Origin of the sequence: Solemya pervernicosa gill symbiont (assembly GCF_002020875.1) — a bacterium.
Classification (GTDB): domain Bacteria; phylum Pseudomonadota; class Gammaproteobacteria.
Window position 1 is genome coordinate 24096 of sequence record NZ_MPRL01000007.1, and the last position, 19442, is coordinate 43537.

31 protein-coding genes are annotated in these 19442 nt (G+C 57.4%); 25 read left to right on the forward strand and 6 right to left on the reverse strand.

The annotated features are described in order from the left end of the window. Positions 1-51: 51 nt before the first annotated feature. Genes BOW52_RS02825 through BOW52_RS02835 form a run of 3 tightly spaced genes read right to left on the reverse strand, consistent with a single transcriptional unit; the run spans position 52 to position 1069 of the window. Positions 52-351, reverse strand: a complete 300-nt coding sequence (locus BOW52_RS02825; protein ID WP_078482576.1) for a hypothetical protein — start codon at positions 349-351, stop codon at positions 52-54. Further along, complete coding sequence (locus BOW52_RS02830; protein ID WP_078482577.1) at positions 344-565, reverse strand: hypothetical protein; 222 nt, start codon at positions 563-565, stop codon at positions 344-346. Before BOW52_RS02830 ends, BOW52_RS02825 begins: the two co-directional genes overlap by 8 nt. Before the next feature lie 12 nt (positions 566-577). Next, the gene (locus BOW52_RS02835) at positions 578-1069 is read right to left on the reverse strand and encodes a helix-turn-helix domain-containing protein (protein ID WP_078482578.1); all 492 of its coding nucleotides are present in this window, start codon (positions 1067-1069) and stop codon (positions 578-580) included. Between the two features lie 125 nt (positions 1070-1194). On the opposite strand from BOW52_RS02835, the gene BOW52_RS02840 reads away from it, so the two are divergent. The 11 genes from BOW52_RS02840 to BOW52_RS02885 all read left to right on the forward strand — a co-directional run bounded on the left by BOW52_RS02840 (position 1195) and on the right by BOW52_RS02885 (position 7954). Further along, a complete protein-coding gene (locus tag BOW52_RS02840) occupies positions 1195-1485 on the forward strand; it encodes a helix-turn-helix domain-containing protein (RefSeq protein ID WP_078482634.1) in 291 nt (96 codons plus the stop codon). 79 nt (positions 1486-1564) lie between these two features. Then, positions 1565-2053: a hypothetical protein gene (locus tag BOW52_RS02845; protein ID WP_078482579.1), complete on the forward strand. Its 489-nt coding sequence runs from the start codon at positions 1565-1567 to the stop codon at positions 2051-2053. Positions 2054-2079: 26 nt separating this feature from the next. After that, positions 2080-4170, forward strand: a complete 2091-nt coding sequence (locus tag BOW52_RS02850) for a transposase domain-containing protein (protein ID WP_172840085.1) — start codon at positions 2080-2082, stop codon at positions 4168-4170. Positions 4171-4230: 60 nt separating this feature from the next. Next, complete coding sequence (locus tag BOW52_RS02855; RefSeq protein WP_078482581.1) at positions 4231-4974, forward strand: AAA family ATPase; 744 nt, start codon at positions 4231-4233, stop codon at positions 4972-4974. Positions 4975-5003: 29 nt separating this feature from the next. After that, positions 5004-5174, forward strand: a complete 171-nt coding sequence (locus tag BOW52_RS16930) for a hypothetical protein (RefSeq protein WP_172840086.1) — start codon at positions 5004-5006, stop codon at positions 5172-5174. Between the two features lie 2 nt (positions 5175-5176). Further along, on the forward strand, positions 5177-5773 hold the full coding sequence (locus tag BOW52_RS02860) for a hypothetical protein (protein ID WP_078482582.1): 597 nt from the start codon (positions 5177-5179) through the stop codon (positions 5771-5773). A gap of 2 nt (positions 5774-5775) precedes the next feature. Further along, the gene (locus tag BOW52_RS02865) at positions 5776-6360 is read left to right on the forward strand and encodes a phage protein GemA/Gp16 family protein (protein WP_078482583.1); all 585 of its coding nucleotides are present in this window, start codon (positions 5776-5778) and stop codon (positions 6358-6360) included. Further along, complete coding sequence (locus BOW52_RS02870) at positions 6357-6632, forward strand: hypothetical protein (protein ID WP_078482584.1); 276 nt, start codon at positions 6357-6359, stop codon at positions 6630-6632. The genes BOW52_RS02865 and BOW52_RS02870 overlap by 4 nt, the downstream gene beginning before the upstream one ends. A gap of 2 nt (positions 6633-6634) precedes the next feature. Continuing rightward, entirely contained in the window at positions 6635-6826 is a 192-nt protein-coding gene (locus tag BOW52_RS02875) for a hypothetical protein (protein ID WP_078482585.1), read from the forward strand. Next, positions 6823-7557: a hypothetical protein gene (locus BOW52_RS02880; protein WP_135621962.1), complete on the forward strand. Its 735-nt coding sequence runs from the start codon at positions 6823-6825 to the stop codon at positions 7555-7557. Before BOW52_RS02875 ends, BOW52_RS02880 begins: the two co-directional genes overlap by 4 nt. Before the next feature lies 1 nt (position 7558). After that, the gene (locus BOW52_RS02885; RefSeq protein WP_078482587.1) at positions 7559-7954 is read left to right on the forward strand and encodes a Mor transcription activator family protein; all 396 of its coding nucleotides are present in this window, start codon (positions 7559-7561) and stop codon (positions 7952-7954) included. Positions 7955-7979: 25 nt separating this feature from the next. Here the strand turns inward: BOW52_RS02885 and BOW52_RS02890 are convergent, their stop codons facing one another. Further along, positions 7980-8909: an AbiTii domain-containing protein gene (locus BOW52_RS02890; protein ID WP_078482588.1), complete on the reverse strand. Its 930-nt coding sequence runs from the start codon at positions 8907-8909 to the stop codon at positions 7980-7982. Between the two features lie 166 nt (positions 8910-9075). On the opposite strand from BOW52_RS02890, the gene BOW52_RS02895 reads away from it, so the two are divergent. Genes BOW52_RS02895 through BOW52_RS16935 form a run of 10 tightly spaced genes read left to right on the forward strand, consistent with a single transcriptional unit; the run spans position 9076 to position 15555 of the window. Next, complete coding sequence (locus BOW52_RS02895; RefSeq protein ID WP_172840087.1) at positions 9076-9366, forward strand: putative holin; 291 nt, start codon at positions 9076-9078, stop codon at positions 9364-9366. Then, on the forward strand, positions 9366-10025 hold the full coding sequence (locus BOW52_RS02900; RefSeq protein ID WP_078482590.1) for a transglycosylase SLT domain-containing protein: 660 nt from the start codon (positions 9366-9368) through the stop codon (positions 10023-10025). The genes BOW52_RS02895 and BOW52_RS02900 overlap by 1 nt, the downstream gene beginning before the upstream one ends. Beyond that, positions 10019-10390, forward strand: coding sequence for a hypothetical protein (locus tag BOW52_RS02905; protein ID WP_135621963.1), 372 nt, complete (start codon positions 10019-10021; stop codon positions 10388-10390). The genes BOW52_RS02900 and BOW52_RS02905 overlap by 7 nt, the downstream gene beginning before the upstream one ends. Then, positions 10353-10559, forward strand: a complete 207-nt coding sequence (locus tag BOW52_RS02910) for a hypothetical protein (protein ID WP_135621965.1) — start codon at positions 10353-10355, stop codon at positions 10557-10559. Before BOW52_RS02905 ends, BOW52_RS02910 begins: the two co-directional genes overlap by 38 nt. 3 nt (positions 10560-10562) lie before the next feature. Next, positions 10563-10850, forward strand: a complete 288-nt coding sequence (locus tag BOW52_RS02915) for a hypothetical protein (protein WP_078482593.1) — start codon at positions 10563-10565, stop codon at positions 10848-10850. Continuing rightward, on the forward strand, positions 10843-11229 hold the full coding sequence (locus tag BOW52_RS02920; protein WP_078482594.1) for a hypothetical protein: 387 nt from the start codon (positions 10843-10845) through the stop codon (positions 11227-11229). Before BOW52_RS02915 ends, BOW52_RS02920 begins: the two co-directional genes overlap by 8 nt. Continuing rightward, complete coding sequence (locus BOW52_RS02925; RefSeq protein WP_078482595.1) at positions 11219-12073, forward strand: DUF3486 family protein; 855 nt, start codon at positions 11219-11221, stop codon at positions 12071-12073. The genes BOW52_RS02920 and BOW52_RS02925 overlap by 11 nt, the downstream gene beginning before the upstream one ends. Further along, the gene (locus BOW52_RS02930; protein WP_078482596.1) at positions 12073-13725 is read left to right on the forward strand and encodes a hypothetical protein; all 1653 of its coding nucleotides are present in this window, start codon (positions 12073-12075) and stop codon (positions 13723-13725) included. Before BOW52_RS02925 ends, BOW52_RS02930 begins: the two co-directional genes overlap by 1 nt. Then, positions 13725-15293 (forward strand): DUF935 domain-containing protein, encoded by a 1569-nt coding sequence (locus tag BOW52_RS02935; RefSeq protein ID WP_078482597.1) that lies wholly within the window; start codon positions 13725-13727, stop codon positions 15291-15293. Before BOW52_RS02930 ends, BOW52_RS02935 begins: the two co-directional genes overlap by 1 nt. Then, positions 15280-15555 carry a hypothetical protein gene (locus BOW52_RS16935; protein ID WP_135621967.1) on the forward strand — a complete coding sequence of 92 codons (276 nt, stop codon included), beginning with the start codon at positions 15280-15282 and terminating at the stop codon, positions 15553-15555. Before BOW52_RS02935 ends, BOW52_RS16935 begins: the two co-directional genes overlap by 14 nt. Here the strand turns inward: BOW52_RS16935 and BOW52_RS16940 are convergent. Continuing rightward, complete coding sequence (locus BOW52_RS16940; RefSeq protein ID WP_172840089.1) at positions 15552-15728, reverse strand: hypothetical protein; 177 nt, start codon at positions 15726-15728, stop codon at positions 15552-15554. The two genes, BOW52_RS16935 and BOW52_RS16940, sit on opposite strands and share 4 nt — an antisense overlap. Positions 15729-15782: 54 nt before the next feature. Continuing rightward, the gene (locus BOW52_RS02945; RefSeq protein WP_078482600.1) at positions 15783-16109 is read right to left on the reverse strand and encodes a hypothetical protein; all 327 of its coding nucleotides are present in this window, start codon (positions 16107-16109) and stop codon (positions 15783-15785) included. A 40-nt stretch (positions 16110-16149) separates the two neighbouring features. On the opposite strand from BOW52_RS02945, the gene BOW52_RS02950 reads away from it, so the two are divergent. From BOW52_RS02950 to BOW52_RS02965, 4 genes are all read left to right on the forward strand, one after another. After that, the gene (locus BOW52_RS02950) at positions 16150-16974 is read left to right on the forward strand and encodes a phage head morphogenesis protein (protein ID WP_078482601.1); all 825 of its coding nucleotides are present in this window, start codon (positions 16150-16152) and stop codon (positions 16972-16974) included. Between the two features lie 17 nt (positions 16975-16991). Continuing rightward, complete coding sequence (locus BOW52_RS02955; protein ID WP_078482602.1) at positions 16992-17207, forward strand: hypothetical protein; 216 nt, start codon at positions 16992-16994, stop codon at positions 17205-17207. 321 nt (positions 17208-17528) lie between these two features. Next, positions 17529-18026 (forward strand): hypothetical protein, encoded by a 498-nt coding sequence (locus BOW52_RS02960; RefSeq protein WP_135621969.1) that lies wholly within the window; start codon positions 17529-17531, stop codon positions 18024-18026. A 443-nt stretch (positions 18027-18469) separates the two neighbouring features. After that, entirely contained in the window at positions 18470-19378 is a 909-nt protein-coding gene (locus tag BOW52_RS02965) for a restriction endonuclease (protein ID WP_078482604.1), read from the forward strand. The last annotated feature ends 64 nt before the right edge of the window (positions 19379-19442 follow it).

The window sequence follows — 19442 nt, forward strand, 5'->3', positions numbered from 1 at the left end:
AAATTGCGACAGCCTGCCCTGCCCCACCGCTCGCCACTTGGATTGCGACATCTACTGAATGTTTTCGGAGTTAGTCCAGAGCACAACTGACTGGTCACCTATATAGACGCGAACCTTCGATGTGCCCCACCCTCTATCGAGAACGGTGATCGGCAAGCCACTCTTGGCCATGACACACCCGTTTTTTAGTAGATAGCCGACAGCTCTATCGTCTTTCTTCACCAGGGCGCTGACCATTTGATCAAAAAGATCCTCTGATATGCACCCAGGATATCCGCCTTTGAGTTGTTCGGCACTCGCCGTGCCACTCGCTATCAATAACGATACAAATACAGTCTTTTTGTTAATCATTTGCTGCCTCCATGCTTAGCCACTTATCACTCATCAAATAGGGCGTTCCCCGCTCCATGATTGTTTTCCCCGTTAGAAGGGATCGACTACTCTTTTTTTTACGCTTACGAATTGTGAGATTGATGTTGATATCGACGCTGCCGCTACACATACAGCGTTTATCGGTTGGTACTGCCTCACCAAGCAGTTCCTTGAGTTTATTGATTTTATCCATGTTTCCCTGTTTCTAAGCAGCCAGGCTGATGATCTTCGCGACCTTCTTCCCGTCAAACTCATCCTTATTTTCCGTTTCCATGTATAGATCGTAGAGTAGGTCTATTGCCTGAGCTTTCTTGTCGGCGTCCAGCCGTAGCCCCCGATCTTCGAGTGCCTCGTCGAGCAGCCTGAGTACAGTGTGCAATGCCACACGATCAAGCGCTCCAGCCCCACGTATAGCGGCATTTCGATCTATTTCATTAACATATTTAGGGTGATCACCCAGGATCAGCCATTCGAGCGAAACCCCAGTGTTATAGGCCAGCTTGACCAGGTTCGGTCGTGATGGCTCAGACTTTTCATCACGCCATTTGCGGATCACGCTCTCGGACAAACCGCACGCTCGTGCGAGATTGGCCACATTTTTGAACTCCTCTATCAGTTCAACGACCCTAGCAGCGAAGGCGTCACCCTTTAATTTTTCAAGCGTAGCGTCCCAGTCACTGTTTGAATTATTGGTCAAAGTTCACCTATCACACTGTTTTATATATCAATATTAATTAACAACCTGCCGCTGACATGAGCGCGAAACAATGACGCACACGTTCGTGTTGCTTTCCGCACGTTCGTGCGGTAATGTCTTTCCACATGAGGACAACTAAACACACACAAAAAGCAGCCCCCGAGGACTGGCACCGTGCGGATATCAAGGCGGCCCTCGAAAAGAAAGGCTGGAGCCTTCGCAGGCTCTCCCTCGCCAACGGTTACAAGGACGGCAACACATTAAAAAATGCCCTCGCCCGTCGCTGGCCAAAAGCCGAGAAGATCATCGCCGACGTGATTGGCGTTCCCCCCTCCGAGATCTGGCCAAGCCGCTACCCGGACGCATCCGAGAATACCACCAAACCCGCAGCAGCTGCGACCAAGAAGGCGGCGTGATGATCGTGTCGATTTCATGCTTCCAGACTAGGTGCCCGCCGTGCTGCGTACAACCCATAAATCTTGAACAGGTGACGCGATGAGAATTCCAAAAACAAAGGCCGCGTGGAGACGGCTCCAACCCTCGAATCTACGCGAGGCATTTCGACTCTGTAAGGACTACGCCCGGCAGCACCACCGCCGCACCGTTCCTGCCATCGCTGAGCTGATCGATGAGACCGAAGACACCCTCTATAAGTGGCTATCCAACGGCAAGATGCCCGCCTCGAAGATCCCCGCCTACGAGCACGCCTGTGGCATCGACTACGTCACCCAGTATCTCGCCCTGCGTGGTCACAAGCTGCTGATCGATATCCCTACCGGGAAAGCGGCCGAGATGATGGATCTCAACGAGCTGCAGCTGGTGATCAGCCAGGGCATGACCCTACTGATGCAGTTCTACCAGGATCAGGCCGATCCCGAAGAGACTGCCGAGGCACTGACCAAGATCCTCGGCGGTGTCGCCTACCACCGCGCCAACGTCGCCTGCGACGAACCCGAGCTGGATCTCTTCGCGGGTGCCGAATGATGAATGCCAGGGAGTGGTATAGCGCAATGGAACTGGCGGGCATGTCCGGCATGCCAGAGACCAAAAGCGCCGTCATCAGGCGCGCAAAAAAAGGCGAATGGCAAGACCGCAAGCGCGCCGGTCGTGGCGGCGGTAAGGAGTACCACATCAGCGCCCTGCCCACCGAGACCCAGGCGGCGCTGCTGATCCAGCAGCAGCCCAAAGAGGCAGCCCCTGCCTCAACCCCCAAGCGTGACGAGATCCACCACTACAGCCGCGAGGGACTCTGGGAGAACTACGAAGCCAAACCGGCCAAACAGAAGCAGCAGGCAGAGGATCGTTTAGCCGCTATAAATGCCGCTTTAACGCTCATTGAAACCGGCACCAAAAAGAGCGAAGCCTGGAAGCAGGCCGCCGAGCAGTCAGGCATGAGCAAGGCGACCCTCTACCGCCACTACTCCAAGGTCACCCACTATGATCGCAGCGACTGGCTCGCCGCCCTGGTCAGCGGCTACACCGGCCGCACCGCTACAGCCAGCTGCGACAATGACGCCTGGGACTTCTTCAAGACCGACTACCTGCGCCTCGAGCAGCCCGCCGCCGCCTGCTACGACCGCCTCAGTCGTGCCGCCCAGGAGGAAGGCTGGAGCATTCCCGGCCTGCGCACTCTCGAGCGTCGCATCGAGCGCGAGATCCCCCTCACCCTGCGCGTACTGATGCGCGAAGGCGAGCACGCACTCATGCGCATGTATCCAGCGCAGCAGCGCCACGTTCAAGATCTGCACGCCATGCAGTGGATCAACGGCGATGGCTACCAGCACAACGTCTTTGTGATGTGGCCCGACGGCACCATCGGCCGACCGAAGACCTGGTTCTGGCAGGACATCTACAGCCGCAAGATCCTCGCCTACCGCACCGATCAAACAGAGCACACCGACATGCTGCGCCTCGCCTTTGGCGACATGATCGAGAACTACGGCATCCCTGACGATGCAACCATCGATAACACGCGAGCAGCCGCCAATAAATGGATGACTGGCGGCGTCGCGAACCGTTATCGCTTCAAGGTGAAAGAGGACGACCCGCTCGGCATCATGCCCACGCTGGGCATCAAAGTTCACTGGACCTCAGTATTGAATGGCAAGGGTCACGGCCAGGCCAAACCGATCGAGCGCGCCTTCGGTGTCGGCGGCCTCGGTGAGTACATTGACAAGCACCCCAGCCTCTCCGGTGCCTACACCGGCGAGAACCCGATGGCCAAGCCAGAGAGCTACGGCAGCAAGGCGATCCCACTGGCCACCTTCCTCGCCATTCTCGACAAAGAGATCCCCGCCTGGAACGCAAAACCCCTGCGTCGCACCGAGCTATGCGGCGGTGTGAAGTCATACGACCAGGTCTTCAACGAGAGCTACGAGAAAGCCACCATCCGCAAGGCCACCGAAGAGCAGCGCCGCCTCTGGCTGCTCAGCGCCGAAGCGATCAAGGTCGGCAACGACGGCACCATCATTCTCGATGCAGGCGCGGCCTCCGGCATCGGCAAGAACCGCTACCACAGCGATACCCTCTACGAGTTCCAAGGCAAAAAGATCGTCGTGCGGTTCGACCCCGACAAGCTCCACGACAACGTGCACCTCTACACCCTCGACAGCCGCTACATCGGCGAGGCCAAGTGCATCGACGCCACCGGCTTCGGTGACACCAGCGCCGCGCGTGAACACAAGCGCCAGCGCACCGCCATGATCAAGGCGACCAAGATCGCCGCCAAGGCCGAGCAGCGCATGGACAGCGTCGAACTCAACAACCTGGTGCCAACCACCAACACCCCACTGCCCAAGCCAGGCAGCGTGCGCATGTTCATGCCCACCACCCACCAGCAGCGCACACCGCAGAAGCGCGCCCTCACCCCCGAGGAGCTGGCCATCGCCGCGCAGCTGCAGGAGACACCGGCCGAGGTGCGCGAGCTACCGCAAACCCCACGCCAGCGATACCAGCGCTGGGCAGAACTCGACGCGGCCATCACCGCAGGGGAAGAGATCAACGAACAGGATCGCACCTGGCATGAGCGCTGCCAGAGCACCAACGAGTGGAGCGCCGAACACACCGTGCATCAAGAATTCGGGCTAAGCATCGCCCAATAAAAAACCTCGCAGCGGCAACTGCGAGGCGTGCTTTAAAAACACTTTAATGGAGAACCAACAATGAACGAACAACCTGATCTGGTCAACTCAATGACCGTGGCACCACTGGCCAACGTCACCATCTGCATGGCCGCCGTGCAACGCACCATGCAGCGTGCACCGCACCTGCCTGGCATGGTCACCTTCTACGGTCCGAGCGGCTGGGGAAAGAGCACCGCCGCCGCGTATGTCGCCAACAAGACCCGCGCCTACTACGTCCAGTGCATGAGCGCCTGGACCAAGAAAGCCTTCCTCGAGAACGTGCTCTCCGAGATGGGCTGCGCACCCAGCAGCACCATCGCCTCGATGACCGAACAGGCCGCCGAGCAGCTCGCACTCAGCAACCGCCCGCTGATCATCGATGAGATGGACCACCTCGCCGACAAGAAGGCAGTCGAGATCGTGCGTGACCTCTACGAGGCCAGCGGTGGCGGCACCATCCTGCTCATCGGCGAAGAGCGTCTCCCTGATAAATTGCGCAAGTGGGAGCGCGTCCACGGTCGTGTGCTCGATTGGGTCCAGGCACAGCCCGCCGATCTCGACGACGCCAAGCACCTCGCCCGCATCTTCACCACCCGCGTCAAGGTCGCCAACGACCTGCTCGGCCGCATCGCCGAACTGGCCAAGGGCAGCGCGCGACGCATCTGCGTCAACCTCGACCGCGTCGAGCAGTTCGCCCTCACCCAGGGGCTGGAGAAGATCGACCTCGTCACCTGGGGCAACAACGAACTGTTCACCGGCGAAGCGCCAAAGCGGAGGGTCTGAGATGAGCGCAGCGTTATAGGAGATCCATCATGGGAAAGAAATCAGAACAGATCGACCAGCTACTCGACATCGGCAGCCGCATGGCCCAGGAGCTGGTCGAAATCGCCGAGGCGCTCGAAGAGCACGGCGAGAAGACCAAGGCCACCCACGAGCTGCTCGACGAGTGGGAAGAGATCCGCAAACCGATCGAGGGGCTTTAATCATGGAAATCGATATCAAACAGTTCTGCACTCCGACCGGCTACTACGGACGGTGCGACGAGCCGTTCACCTACAGCGGCCGTACCTACGCGACCAACGGTCACATCATCGTATCAGTGCCACTGATGAAATCAGTCACTACAGAGATACCTATGAAACCAGAGTCGTTAGACCGGGTAATCGAACCGATCAACAACGCCTCAAAATTCGAGAAGATCCCGGCCTGGGAACAACCACCCAAGCGCACCTGCGCCAGCTGTAACGGCACAGGGTCAGTTGCCCGATGCCCAGAGTGTGAAGGCTCCGGTGAGATCGAGTTCAGCAATAGCCACAACAGCTACAGCGACGAGTGCAAAACATGCGATGGATTCGGCGCGGTACACGGCGATGAGATCGAGTGCGCAAGCTGTGATGGCAAAGGCACCATTCAGAAGAGCTACCCCATCAACATGGGGAACGGCATCCACATCAACTCAGACTACCTGCTGCAGATCGAATCACTCCCAGGCGCAGAGATCGACCTCAGTCACGGCCCTGAAAGCATCGTTCCATTCCGCTCCGACGGTGTCATCGGCGGCGTCATGCCGATGAGGGCATAGCCATGAGCAGCCGCAACGACGAACTCGCCAAGATCCACATCGGCAAGAAGAGCCTCGGCCTCGAGGATGACGCCTACAAAGCCATGCTCTGGACCGTCGCCCGCGTACGCTCCTCCAAGGATCTTGACGAGCAGGGCCGCCACGATGTCATCGAGCACCTGAAGTCGCGCGGCGTGGTCTTCACCAAAGGCAAGCGCCCCCACAACTACAACCGTCTGCCGGGCTACATCACCAAAGTTGAAGCGATGGTCGCCGACATGAAGCTCCCTTGGGAGTACGTCGACGCGATCGCCTACAACATCACCGGCGGTAAGGGTAAGCCAGAGCACGACAAAGCCCCCGGCGTGAAGCGCCTCGCCTGGGTGAAAGAGGGGAAGCACTGGCGCGCCATCATCGCCGCTCTATCAGTCGAACAGAAAAAGCGTGCCCATCTCGAATCAATAGACGAATACCTGGAGAAGTTAGGTCGCGATCGTAACTGGGTCGAAGAATTCGTGCGCGTAGATAACTGGACTCGACACATGCAGACACTGGAGGCGGTTCACCTTCACCTTGCTAACGAGTGCATGCAACTGGAGGAATCATGATCAACGAATACGGACTCGACGTTAGCTATGCCAAACAAAAGCTGAAAATAGTCGTGCGAGATATCGAACGCTATACACCGACAGAGCTTCACCGTGAGTTGAGCAGGATCTCAGCAGGTGCTGGCAAACGTAAGTGCAAAGACGGCGGCACCTGTCACCACCGTTGCGAGGCCAACGAGTGCTTCCGTGAGGAGAGCTGCGTACCGCTCTCCGGTAGCGGTCTCAATGACAACTGGCAGCCAGTCGAAGCAGACGAAGAGGCGCACTTCTAATCATGACCCGCGAATACCCAAAACCAACCGACGAAGCCATCGCAATGGCCAACCTCGAAGACGCCATCCACACCATCCTCTTCAACCTGCCCAAGGGGAGCACCCTCATCAGCTTCTACGTGGACGAAGAGGACAAGCGGCCAACCGTCATCCTCAAACACAACGGCAAGCGTAACCGCTACGAGGCCCAATGAACGTCAGCTGCCCCCACTGCAACATGTCGCACGCCCTGGAGGATCTCACCGAAGACGCCAGCGGCCGTGAACTCTTCGGCAAGATGCCGGTGATCGGCCAGGCGGCCGCGCACCTGGTCGCCTACCTTGGCCTCTTCAAGCCACGCCGCCAGGCGCTGCGCTGGTCGCGCGCCCTGGTGCTGGCCGATGATGTTATTCAGCTATCACAGCAGCTGCGCGCCACCGAACAGCAGCTCGCCGCCGCCATGTCGGAAACCGTCGAGGCGATGCGTGATAAACGCCAGCAGCCCAACTGGCAGCCGTTCACCAAGCACAACTACTTGCGCAAGGTGTTAGAGGGTGTCATCACCAACAGCGCCGCACAGCCCGCCACAGACAGTGCATTAACCCCCGTTCAAAGCAGCAATAAACCCCTCTCGAAAACGGCCGCCGCCATCGAGATGCTCAAGGGCTGCCCGAGCCCCGAGCAGATCCCCGAGTGGTTCACCCGCACCGTCTGCGGCTCGATGGCCGAGCTGCTGCTGATGGGGCTCGAGAGCGTGCCCGCCGCCGACACGATGGAGCTGGTCGCCGGTCGCTGGCTCAACGAACTCTGGCCCAAGCGTGACTGGGCAGAGCAGAGCCACATGCACAACCCCAAGCGCCTGCACGACGCCATCATCGCCGAGGCCGAGAGCAACGGCCGCTGGCCCTCACTCCGCGCCATCCTCGGCTACATCCCCAAGGTGTGACATGGACAACCCGCTCGAACACTTCCCCCAGTCAATCCAGGATCTCGCCGACGTGGTCGGCATCGATGGCGTGCTCAAGATCGTCGAGGCACGCGGCGGTATCTGGCTCTATGTACCGCGCAAGGCGAACGACGACCACTGGCTCGCCAGGCTGATCGGCTTCCCGGCACTGCAGCAGCTGGTCAAGATCTACGCCGGTGAAGAGATCGAGATCCCACGCTGCGCGAAGTCACTCAAGCGCGCCAAGGATCTGGAGATCGCCAACGGCATCAAGGAAGGAGCCAGCGGCGCACAGCTCGCCCGGCAGCACCACTACACCGAGCGAGGTATCCGAAAAGTGAAACGCCGCCTCAAAGAGCGCGGCGAGATTGAAGAGCAGCAGGGTGATCTATTCTAGGCATGCAGCATTTAGCTGCACCAATTTACGCCCACCCATAAAATTTTCTAAGACCATCAACGAGCACATTACTAGCTATACCAAGCTCAATTTGCCAGGCTGCATAAACTGCTTTACTAAGCATCGTCTGCAACCACGACTTTACTGAACTACCAAACTCTTTTTTGCTTTCATCTAACTGGCCATCATCCGCGATGGCCCGCTCCAACTCGGCAATATCATCGTCTGCAACATTGTGCTTCTTTAAAACATCCGAAAGGGAGGTGAAGTCACCCTTCACCGCCACGTTGGCAATGCTCTGCTGGTTATTATCTCCAACAACGATAATCGCGTTATCACCAATACTCGCGTTATCACCAAATATCGTAGTAGCAAAAAGCCCCTTTGTATCAAGCTCACCAGAGCGGTCTCTCAACTCTTCATCAGTTGCACCCTCACCGAATCCATCCTGTAACTCGAGAACAAAATCCAACAACCTCGATCTCACCTGTATAAATATCTGGATGATCTGACTGGGCTGAACCTCACACCAGGAACTGTTGATATGAATAGATTCATCGAGCCCTTCTTGTAAGAAATAGTTTGTCTCGATCGGTATCGGAGAGCGAAGATGACTACCTTCTTTGCTCACGAGCTTCTCAAGCGACACCAATGATTGATCCATCTCAATATTCGTAAGACTTTCTTGTTGCTCTTCTGGCAGGTGGCCAATCGGAATCTGCATACGATTAAACTGATAAGCGTGATTGACGGCATTAGCTAAGACCTCTGCATGTAAAACTCGATAATCAGGGACCGAGGACTTGTCAGGATATCCATTCAGCTCATTGTTAACCCACTCCACAAGCTCTTTATGCCCAATCTTATGTAAGAGAATTTTTGTTTTTAATAGCGCATCAGATAACGACGACTCCTGCGAGCTTAAGATCGTTATAATTTCCTTGATAAGGTCCACATCAATCTCCTTTATGTTGTGCCAGCATAGCGATTCAAGTAGTGTGATATTAATCCGTTAGGGTCTCCCCCGGAACACGTTCCCTCGCCTCACGCACCACCCACTCACATAGTCTCAACCCCTACAGCTGATCGTTTCGATTAACGACCACCAGGGGAGAGATCATGTGAACCTCATCGAGAACATCCAAGACAAAGCACGCGGCGGCTGGTGGCTACTGGCCGCACTGCTACTGATCGCCGTCATCGCCTTCACCGCCAAGCACCAGATCGGTGTGCTGGTCTGGTCGCTGGCCAAGATCTCCGTCGCTGCCTACCTCGGCTACTGGATCGATCGCTCCATGTTCAGGGAGGGGCGGCCTGATCAGCAGAAGGCGCTCGGCTGCAAGCACGCCGCCTGGTATCGCCGCGCCGCGATCATCAGCGCCTGCATCGTCGGCCTGAGTATCGCCGTCTGATGCTGGCGCGCGCTGAAAAGCAGGGGCTCCAGTTTGTGCTGCTCGGCCTGGTCGCCGGACTGCTCATTCTGTTGCCCACCGTCAACGCACTCGCCGGTGGCATCCCATCGAAGGCGAACGCCTACAAGCGGGATCTGATCCGCATCGCCCATACGCATGTCGGACTCGATGCACCCATCGCCCGTTACGCCGCACAGATCCACCAGGAGAGCACCTGGCGATCTGATGCCCAGAGCCAATACGCCGATGGCCTGGCACAGTTCACACCCAGCACCGCCAAGTGGATCGCCGAGATCTACCCCGACCACCTGGAGGGTGCTGCCCCCTTCTCGCCGCGCTGGGCGATGACTGCCCTGGTCATCTACGACCGCCACCTGCTCAACCGTGTGAAGCCCTGGCACGCCAGAGACGTGACCGAGTGCGATCGCTGGGCAATGACCTTATCTGCATACAACGGCGGCCCCGGTTGGTTGAGACGGGACCGCCGTCTTGCCGCTGCCGCCGGTGATGACCCCGACCGCTGGTTCGGCCACGTCGAGCACCACACCAATCGCGCCGCCTGGGCAGAGCTGGAGAACCGCCACTACCCGGTGCGCATCCTCCACCAGCTCGAGCCGCGCTACCTGCAGGCCGGATGGCCAGGAGTTAAGGCATGTTAAACCGGCTATTAACCGCCAATCCCCTCTATCTCTTTTTCGCCCTGCTGGTCGTGATCAGCAGCGTCGCCGCGCTCGCCTACCTGCGCGGCCACACCAACGCCAGTAACGCCTGCGCCGCCAAGCAGCTCGACAGCGTCGGCACCGCCATCAAGAGCGAGACCAAGAAGGTCGAGCAGAACCTGCAGGTGGAGGTCGCCCACGCCGAGAGCCAGACCGAAGTGCGGGACACATTCCGGCAGATCAAAACAGAGGAGAGCCAACATGCGCGCGACCATCCTGAGCTTAATAGTTGCGGCCTTGATGCTGCAGGGCTGCAGCATTGGGTCGATGCAAATCTGGGAAGACGATCCAGAGATCCCCGCTGACCGTCTGCCCGCAGACATGGCCCAGAGCTGCCCAGCCGAACTACCGCTGCCCCGATCGGGCAGCGTGAACGACTTGAAGAGCAACCACATCGACACCGCCGAGATCTACCACGCCTGCAAGGAGCGCCACAACGGCACCGTGGAGTGGATACGCAACAGGGAGAAATAAGCAGTGGCTATCGAACCAGAAAACCCGAACGAGTATGTCAACGAGCGCAACGCTGACCCGTTCGATGAGGCAAAAGAGTACGAGCTAAACGATCGGCGTGCAGCGATACGAAACCACCAGGCACGAGTCGCCGCCGACAGAGCCGACCTGCCCGAGCCGGAGTACGACGAAGACGGCAACCGCATCTGCGCCTGCTGCACCGTCGTGCTTGATGCCGAGCGCCTCGAGGCGGAGCCCGACGCACGCCTCTGCGTGCCGTGTAAGTCACAGTGGGAGAAGAGCCGTGGGTGATGTCAGTTGGCCAACAATCGGCGCGCTGCTCACCATCATGGCAGTGCTGATCGGTTATGTGCGTTACACCATCAACGATCACAAGTCGCATGTGAAAGAGAAGTTCGAAGACCTCGCCGACAAGATCAAAGGTAACAAGGATGCGACTACCGATCTGTCGAAGCAGCAGCACACTGAGAATCAAACCCTGCACAAGCGAATCACCGAAACACGCGAGACGATGAACAGTGAGTTTGTTAAACACGATCACCTTGATAGAAAGCTAGACGATCAAGGCCGGACGCTCAGCGCAGTACTCGATCGCCTAAGCAAGATCGCCAGCTCAGTGAATCAGCTCATCGGTGCACACAACGGCAAGGTTGAATCCAATGACGACTGAACACATCGACCAACTCCGCCGCCTACGAGTACTGCAGGCGCTACAGCGCGCCGACGGCCACCCGATGGGCGAGAAGGCCATCCTTAATACGGTGCGCGTAGATCACGAGCTTTCACCAACCCTTGAGCGCGTGCGCCGGTCGCTCAACTATCTCGGTGATAACGGTTTGGCACAGCTGCTCTATGTTGAGGGTAGTGAGTGGGTCGCAGCTTACATCACCGACGCAGGGGTCTCCTTCCTGCAGGCAGAGGCCAAGCCAGACGGACTGGAAATCTATCACCCTAGTGATCGTCCCGAGCCTGCCCCAGTCGATCAGCGTGGCCGCAAGTCCACCATCGAAACGCTACCACCTGAAGTAAAGGCGTGGCTCGATGGCGAGCTAGTGCGCCGTGGCTTTCATGACTATGTCGAACTCGCCGAGCTGCTCAAGGAAGAGGGCTACGAAATCAGCAAGAGCGCTGTAGGCCGATACGGCAAGCGGCAGAAGGAACAGCTCAAAACACTACGCCAGAAGGCTGAAATGGCCAAAGCCGCCGCGCAAGTGTTCGGTGCTGATCACATCGCCATTAGCCAGGGCACCATCGCCACCAGCATCGCTGCGATCGTTGATGCCATCGAAGAGCGCGAGTACGGCACCGATAAGGAGAAGCTCTCCTCACTCGCTGGTGCACTACCCAAGCTCATCAGTACAGACCTCTCCACCCGCAAGTTCCAGATCGAACAGGCCGCCCGCACCAAGGCGCTCGACGAGGCCGCCGAGGCCGTCGGCAAGGCCGCACAGCAGCAGGGGCTCACCGCCGACCAGGCACAGTTCTGGCGCGAGCAGGTGCTGGGGGTTAAGTGATGAACGCTACACCCTCGGACGTCATCCGCACCGTCAGCCAGGAGGAGCTGCCACCCAGCGTGCGCGAGATCCCGGCCGGGCATAACCCGATGGCCGATGGCCTGCTGATGCTGCACCAGGTCGACTGGATAAAGCTCTGTCATGCACACGACCTGGCCATCGCCGAGAAGGGTCGCCGCACCGGCATCACCTTCGCCAGTGCACTCGATGGTGCGATCACTGCAGCCAGCATAAAAAGTGCAGGCGGCGACAACGTCTACTACGTCGGCGACACCAAGGAGAAGGGTCTCGAGTTCATCGGCTACTGCGCCCACATGGCCAAGGTGATGGCCTCGGCAATGGGTAAGGGGTGGAACGGCATCGAGGTGTTCCTCTTTGAAGATCAGCAACCCGACGGCAGCAGCAAACAGATCACCGCCTATCGCATCCGCTACGCCACCGGCTTTCAGATCGTCGCCCTCTCCTCCAACCCCGCCAACATTCGCGGCCTGCAGGGCATCGTCGTCATCGACGAGGCCGCCTTCCACCAGAACGTGCAAGCGGTCATCGATGCGGCCACCGCGCTGATCATCTGGGGCGGCAAGATCCGCATCATCTCCACGCACAACGGTGCAGGCAATCCCTTCAACCAGCTGATCAAGGATTCACGCGCCGGGCTCAACGACTTCAGGGTCTACTTCGTATCGTTCGACAACGCCGTCGCCAACGGCCTATACGAGCGCGTCTGTTTCATGAAGGGGTGGGAGTACTCCAGGGAGAACGAGCAGGCGTGGTACGACAAGGTGCGCAACAGCTACACCAACAAGGCCGCCATGCTCGAGGAGCTGGACGCCGTGCCGCGCGAAGGATCAGGCGTGGCCATCCCCGGCATCCTGGTCGAGAACGCCATGCCCGAGGAGCGGCCGATCCTGCGCCTCACCCTCGACAACGACTTCGTCGCCCAGGGCGAAGCCTACAAGCGCAGCTGGTGTGAAGAGTGGATTAATGACCGTTTAACCGATCTTTTAACCGCCCTTAATCCAAAGCAGCAGCACCACTACGGCAGCGACTACGCACGCCACGCCGACTTTGCCGTCGTCGCCCCGATCGTTACCCGGCAGAACCTCGATCGCAGCGTGCCGTTCACCATTGAGATGCACAACGTACCGACCCGCCAGCAAGAGCAGATCCTCTGGCACATGATCGATCACCTGCCCCGCTTCGGTGGTGGCTTCATGGATGCCACCGGCAGCGGTGCCACGCTGGCCGAGTACACCGCCGACAAGTACGGCCGCCCGCTGATCAACGAGGTGATGCTCAACGACAAGTGGTATCGAGAGAACATGGGCAAGGTGCAGAATGCGTTCGAGGATGGCGTGATCGAGATCCCGCGCGATGCCGACATCAAAAACGATCTGCGCCAGCTGCAGCTGATCAACGGCATCATCAAGCTGCCCGGCCTGCGCACCTCAGACACCAAGAACGCCGCTTTCAAACGCCACGGCGATAGCGCCATCGCCATCGCTATGGCCTACCTCGCCAGCCTGAGCGACGTCGAGAGCTACGCCTATCACTCAGCCACCAACCCACGCCGCAGCAACAAGGCCGACGACCTGCAGCGCACCGTGCGCACCACCGCAGGCTTCGGTCGACGTCGTGGAGGAGTCATGTAATGGAAAGAACAAGCCGCATCGTTGATCGCAACGGCCAGCCGATCCGCACCAAACTACTCACCGAGGAGATCGCCACCGCCAGCACCACCGGCGTGCGCAACATCTGGGGCAACAACCCCGTCGCCGAGAACCTCACCCCCGATCGCCTGGCGCAGATCCTGCGCAGTGCCGCCGAGGGTGATGCGCACGAGCAGCTCACCCTCGCCGAAGAGATGGAGGAGCGCGAGCCGCACTACGGCTCAGTGCTCGGCACCCGCAAGCGCGCCGTCACCAAGCTACCGATCAACATCGAAGCGGCCAGCGACGAGAGCAAGGATCTCGAAATCGCCGAGGCGGTGCGTGAGCAGTTCCGCCGCCCCGAGTTCAGATCGATGAAAAAAGCACTCATGGATGCACTCGGCAAGAGCTACAGCGCCGTCGAGATCATGTGGGACCGTGGCGCACTCTGGCAGCCAGCCGCCTTTGAGTGGCGTGACCCGCGCTTCTTTAGATTCGACCGAGAGACAGGTCGCGAGCTGCGCCTGCTCGATGAAAGCGACATGCTCAACGGCATCGCCCTGGAGCCCTACAAGTTCATCGTGCATCGGCCACAGCTAAAAATGGGGCTACCCATTCGCAGCGGTCTGGCGCGCCTGGTCGCCGTCTCCTACATGTGCAAAAGCTACGCGCTCACCGACTGGCTCGCCTTTGCCGAGGTCTTCGGTATGCCGATCCGCGTCGGCCGCTACGGTCCAGGAGCCAGCAACGAAGATATCAACACGCTGATCAGCGCCGTGGCCAACATCGGCAGCGATGCAGCCGCAGCCATTCCAAACTCTATGAATATAGAGTTTATCGAGGGAGGCAAGTCTGCAGGCGGTCATGAGCTGTTCCAGCGCCTGGCCGAATGGCTCGACAAGCAGACCAGCAAGGCGGTGCTCGGTCAGACCATGACCACCGACGACGGCAGTAGCCAGTCACAGGCCAACGTGCACAATGAGGTGCGCGAGGATATCCAGGAGGATGACGCCGCCGATCTGGCCGAGACTCTCAACCGCGACGTCATTCGCCCCTTCGTCGATCTCAACTTCGGCCCCCAGGAGAACTACCCACGCGCCGAGATCAACATACCGCAGCCCGAGAATATCGAGGCGCTGGCAAAAGCCCTGGAGGTGTTTGTCCCGCTCGGCCTGCAGGTGAAAGAGTCGGAGATCCGCGACAAGCTCAGCCTCACCGATCCAGAGGACGGGGATCTGCTGCTCAGTGCACCCGCCGCCGCGACACCTCCCATCGCCACCGCCACCGCCGAGAACCACGCACAACACTGCAGCCACAGCGCCACCGCGCTCAACCGCGAAGGCGCACCGAGCGATGCGATCGACGAGCTGGAGGCCGAAGCCCTCGAAGAGTGGGAGCAGCAGCTCGCCCCGATCGTCGACCCGATCCAGCTGCTGGCCAACGAGTCGCAGAGCTTCGAGGAGTTTCTCGCCGGTCTCACCGAACTGGAGATGGATAGCGCCGAAGTGGTCAAGACCCTAGCCCTGCAGAGTTTCAAGGCCAGAGGAGTGGGTGACGTTGAGCAGCAATAAACCCGACGTGCGGTTAGTGCTTGTGGAATGGCTGGATAGTCGGCAGCCGCTGGGGCAGTGGCAGTACTTATCTGAGTTTGACGAGCCAGAGGCGACACCGTGTGTATCCGTCGGCTTCCTAATACACGAAGGGGCCAGCGTAGTGGCGCTGGCCCCGAACATGGCCGACATCAATGATGAGCGAAGTATTCAGGCGTCTGGGGTGATCAGAATTCCAACTACCTGCGTAACGCGAATATGCGAACTCTCGGAAATCGACTAACGCTTCTTCGCGGCGGGTTTCTTCTTAGCGGCAGGCTTCTTCTTGTCGGGTGCCTGAGTCAATGCAGTAGCAGCCAGCGATTTAATCTCGCCCGGCGTCAGACTCTTCGGGTCTTTAAGTCCCTTGGAGGCGATGGATGCAACTTTCTTCGAGGTCTTTTCATTCCGTGCCATTTTCATACTCCTTGCTTGTGGGTCGTTTGGTTGTGCAACAACTGCGTGGAAAGGTCAGCCATGACTCATGGCGTTCGGAAGCGACCGGCCGTGGCGCACCTTATCCAGCTGAGTGACAACAGCCGTGATTTTCATCTCGGTGAGTTCGGTACCGATGCCAAGGGGGTAGTTTTCAAGCTCGCTAGGAGAGAAATAGGCGGGCATGCCGTTCGCCGGAATCGTGGCGATCATTTCAAATTGACTGGTGGCCGCGATTTTACCGACCTGGAATGGATTGGGATGCCACTGGATCTCACTGATCTGAAACCCTTTGGACGCTGCGCCCCTGTAGATGGCGTCCTCGATGGCTTTCGCGCCTGCTGCCAAAGCTTCCATGTTCATGCTTCACCTCCCTGCAATAGCTCCTCTGTGAATAATGCCTATGAATAGCCAAGCTGACAACACCTTCCCCGGCCCCGTACCCAAAGAGGCACTCGCCTACTTCCGCACCAAGAAGCTCAAACCAGGCTTCGACTTCCGCGACGTCTGGCGCGAAGAGCACGCCACCGCCTTCACCGTGGCCAAGGCGATGGAGACCGACATCCTGCAGGCACTGCATGCCGGTGTCGATGAGGCGCTCGAGCACGGCCTCACCTATCAGCAGTTCTCCACCCAGCTCACCCCGCTACTGCAGAAACTCGGCTGGTGGGGTAAGCGCGTGATGGACGACCCACTCACCGGCGAGGAGAAGATCGTCCAGCTCGGCAGCCCGCGTCGCCTACGCACCATCTACAACGCCAACCTGCGCACCGCCCGCGCCGCTGGCCAGTGGCAACGCGCCGAGCGCACCCAGAAGAGCCACCCCTATCTGCTCTACCAGTTGGGGCCCTCAGAGAACCACCGCGAGGAGCACGTCGCCTGGGTGGGCACTATCCTGCCGATCGATCACCCCTGGTGGGATGCCCACTTCCCGCCCAACGGCTGGGGCTGCAAGTGCCATGTGCGCCAGATCTCCAAGCGCGAACATGAACGCCTGGTCGCCAGCGGCAACTACCTCACCGAGCCACCCAAGGGCGGCATGCGCAACTGGACCAACAAGCGCACCGGCGAGGTCGAGCGTGTGCCGGTCGGCATCGATCCAGGCTGGGATACCAACCCCGGCAAACTGAGCCGACCCAAGGCCGCCAAGCAGCAGCTCAAGAAGAAGCAGGTCGCACTGAAAAAAGAGATCAAGACACCGCCACCCCAGCCGATCAAACGACTCTGAGATAAAGGAACCAAGAAATGAACATCAGCCCACAACTACAAGAAGCACTGCAGATCCTCGGCCAGGAACCCCTGCCAGGTGATACGGCCGCACGCCTAGAGGCGCTCGAAACAGCCGCCCCCCAGGAAGAGGCCGACCGCTGGGGTGATACCTGGGAGGGCTTCATCGCCGCAGGTGGCCACGATCACGAGATCGAGGCAGCCTCAAACGACCAAAACACAACCACCGCCTGAGCGCCTCTGAGCGCCTCTGAGCCCCTTTTACCGCCGCCGTCATACCCGCATCACCCCGAAATCGCCGCCCTGGGCAATTTAAACGGCAGTTAAACGCTATTGCAGGGCAGCACCGCCCCCCAGATAACGTCAATGGTGACCAAACCAGCTTTAGCACCTCCCATTCTCCCACAACCTCACTCACCAGACACAGACCACCCCAGAGGCAAAGTGCCCCGCGAGTCAGGGTTCTGGTGATACGCGTGATCTGCAATGACCGCTACCACCCTTAAGTAGTCTTTTGTACATGTTGGTTTTCTACAGCGTTAGGGGAAGTCTAGTATGCTTAGCGGTACGTATAACAGGGAGCTTTCTATGACTTATAGTCGGATGTTGAAGTTAGTTCGCGGAATTGCAGTGGTTTGCGCTTTGAGTGGCACTACAAACCTTGTTGCGGCTGATTTGTGCTTTTCCTGTACAGGACTTTCATATGTTGCAGCCATAGGCGACCAAGAGGCCCTTGAAATGAAGGATAGGCAAGCAAGTATCTGCATGGACAAGAAAACACTAAAAATCACCCATCTATCAGCAGGTGCGCATGGCATTAGTGGATACTCTATGTCTGATCATCACCCTGAGGAAATGAGTGTACAGGGGTATTACTATTGGGAGAGTGACAACACATATAACAACTGGAGGTTCAAAGAGGACTTGAAGATTTACGTTGAGTTTTCTGATATTCAGTATCACCTTCAAGTGGTTAACAAGAACAAAAGTAAGGATGTTCGTCTTTCCTATAATGGAAGATGTAGACCATCAAAGCGACTAAAGGATGACTAGCTTACTTGCCGGACTGAACCAAGTTAGCTTTTGGATAGTATAGGATCTCATCATCTAATCCAGTTAACGTCCGCTTTAATCGCTATAGGAAACTTTATCAGGTAGGGATGCGGAGGAATTCAGTGGTTTTGGCAGGAGTCGGCCAGTAGCGGACTACATACTTGATGAACGACTTTGGCTGCAGCCAGCCTAATAACAGTCATTAAAGGTAACCTGAAGATTTGTAAGAAAGGCCCTACATGTAATCATGGGTAAACTATGGCGCTATCGATTCTATTGAATAATAAAAGGTTGAGGGAACGACTCCAGGTTGTTGTTAATGCATGGAAAAGCAGTCTTTTACGCCCCTCGTTATCAAATGATATGCCGCCTACACACTATCACCAATACTGAGTAAGCGGCCTGATATACTGTTAAGTTCAAATCCAAGTTGGAACCACTGTATGACGGAAGCTACAAAGAATAAGAAACCTGACTGGAAAGAACTTGAGTACTTAGTGGCGATGATCCAGAAGAAATTATCCCCTGATGCCACTGTTCAACATAATGTCATGCTTGATGGAGTTGATAGCGAAACGAAAAGGCAAATTGACGTACTAGTTGAGCAAAATATTGGTCAGTACACAATGCAGATAGTTATTGATTGCAAAGACTACGCAAAGCCAATCGATGTTAAAGGCGTCGAAGAATTCCAGGGCTTGGTCCAAGATGTCAGGGCTCACAAGGGGGCTTTGGTGTGCCCGTCAGGTTTTACAAAGGCTGCCTTAAAAAGAGCTAGAAAACTTCAAATAGACTTATATCGCCCTGTCTCAACAGGCAAGCATAAGTGGCAAGCCGCAGTGACTGCACCTGTACTCTGCGACTTTAGAAGCAGCTATATGAGTTTTGGTATAAGTTGTTCCGCGCCTAAGCCGATGACCCTTCAGCCTGATTTCTACGCGCAGCCTGTATGGGACGAGGATGGTAACGAACTGGAGTCCTGTTTTGTAACAGCTCAAAAAAAATGGGATGAAGGTCTATTCCCAAGTGAACCTGGGGAGCATGAGCGACTACCAATTTACGGAGATACAAAAGTTCTTTTTGATAATGGGCACAATGATACTGTCGAGGTAGAACTAACGGTAGGTTTGTTTGTAAAACAAGACTTATACTTAGGTCATTTACCGGTAGAAGATATTAATGGATTGCAAGATGAGAATTCAGGAGCGACTGTAACGAATGCTTTTACGTTAGGCGGGCTTAATCCCCAAGAAGTAGAAAGAAACTGGGATAAAGTTGAAGACGTTGAATCTTTGGAATTTGCGCCGTTACTAAGGGTTGTTGGTTATTACTGCTACGGCGTCGGAACTTAACAAGGCACTGCTGTCGGACAAATTCTCCGCTGCACTCCAAATTTGCCGCAGAGTGCGGCGTTAG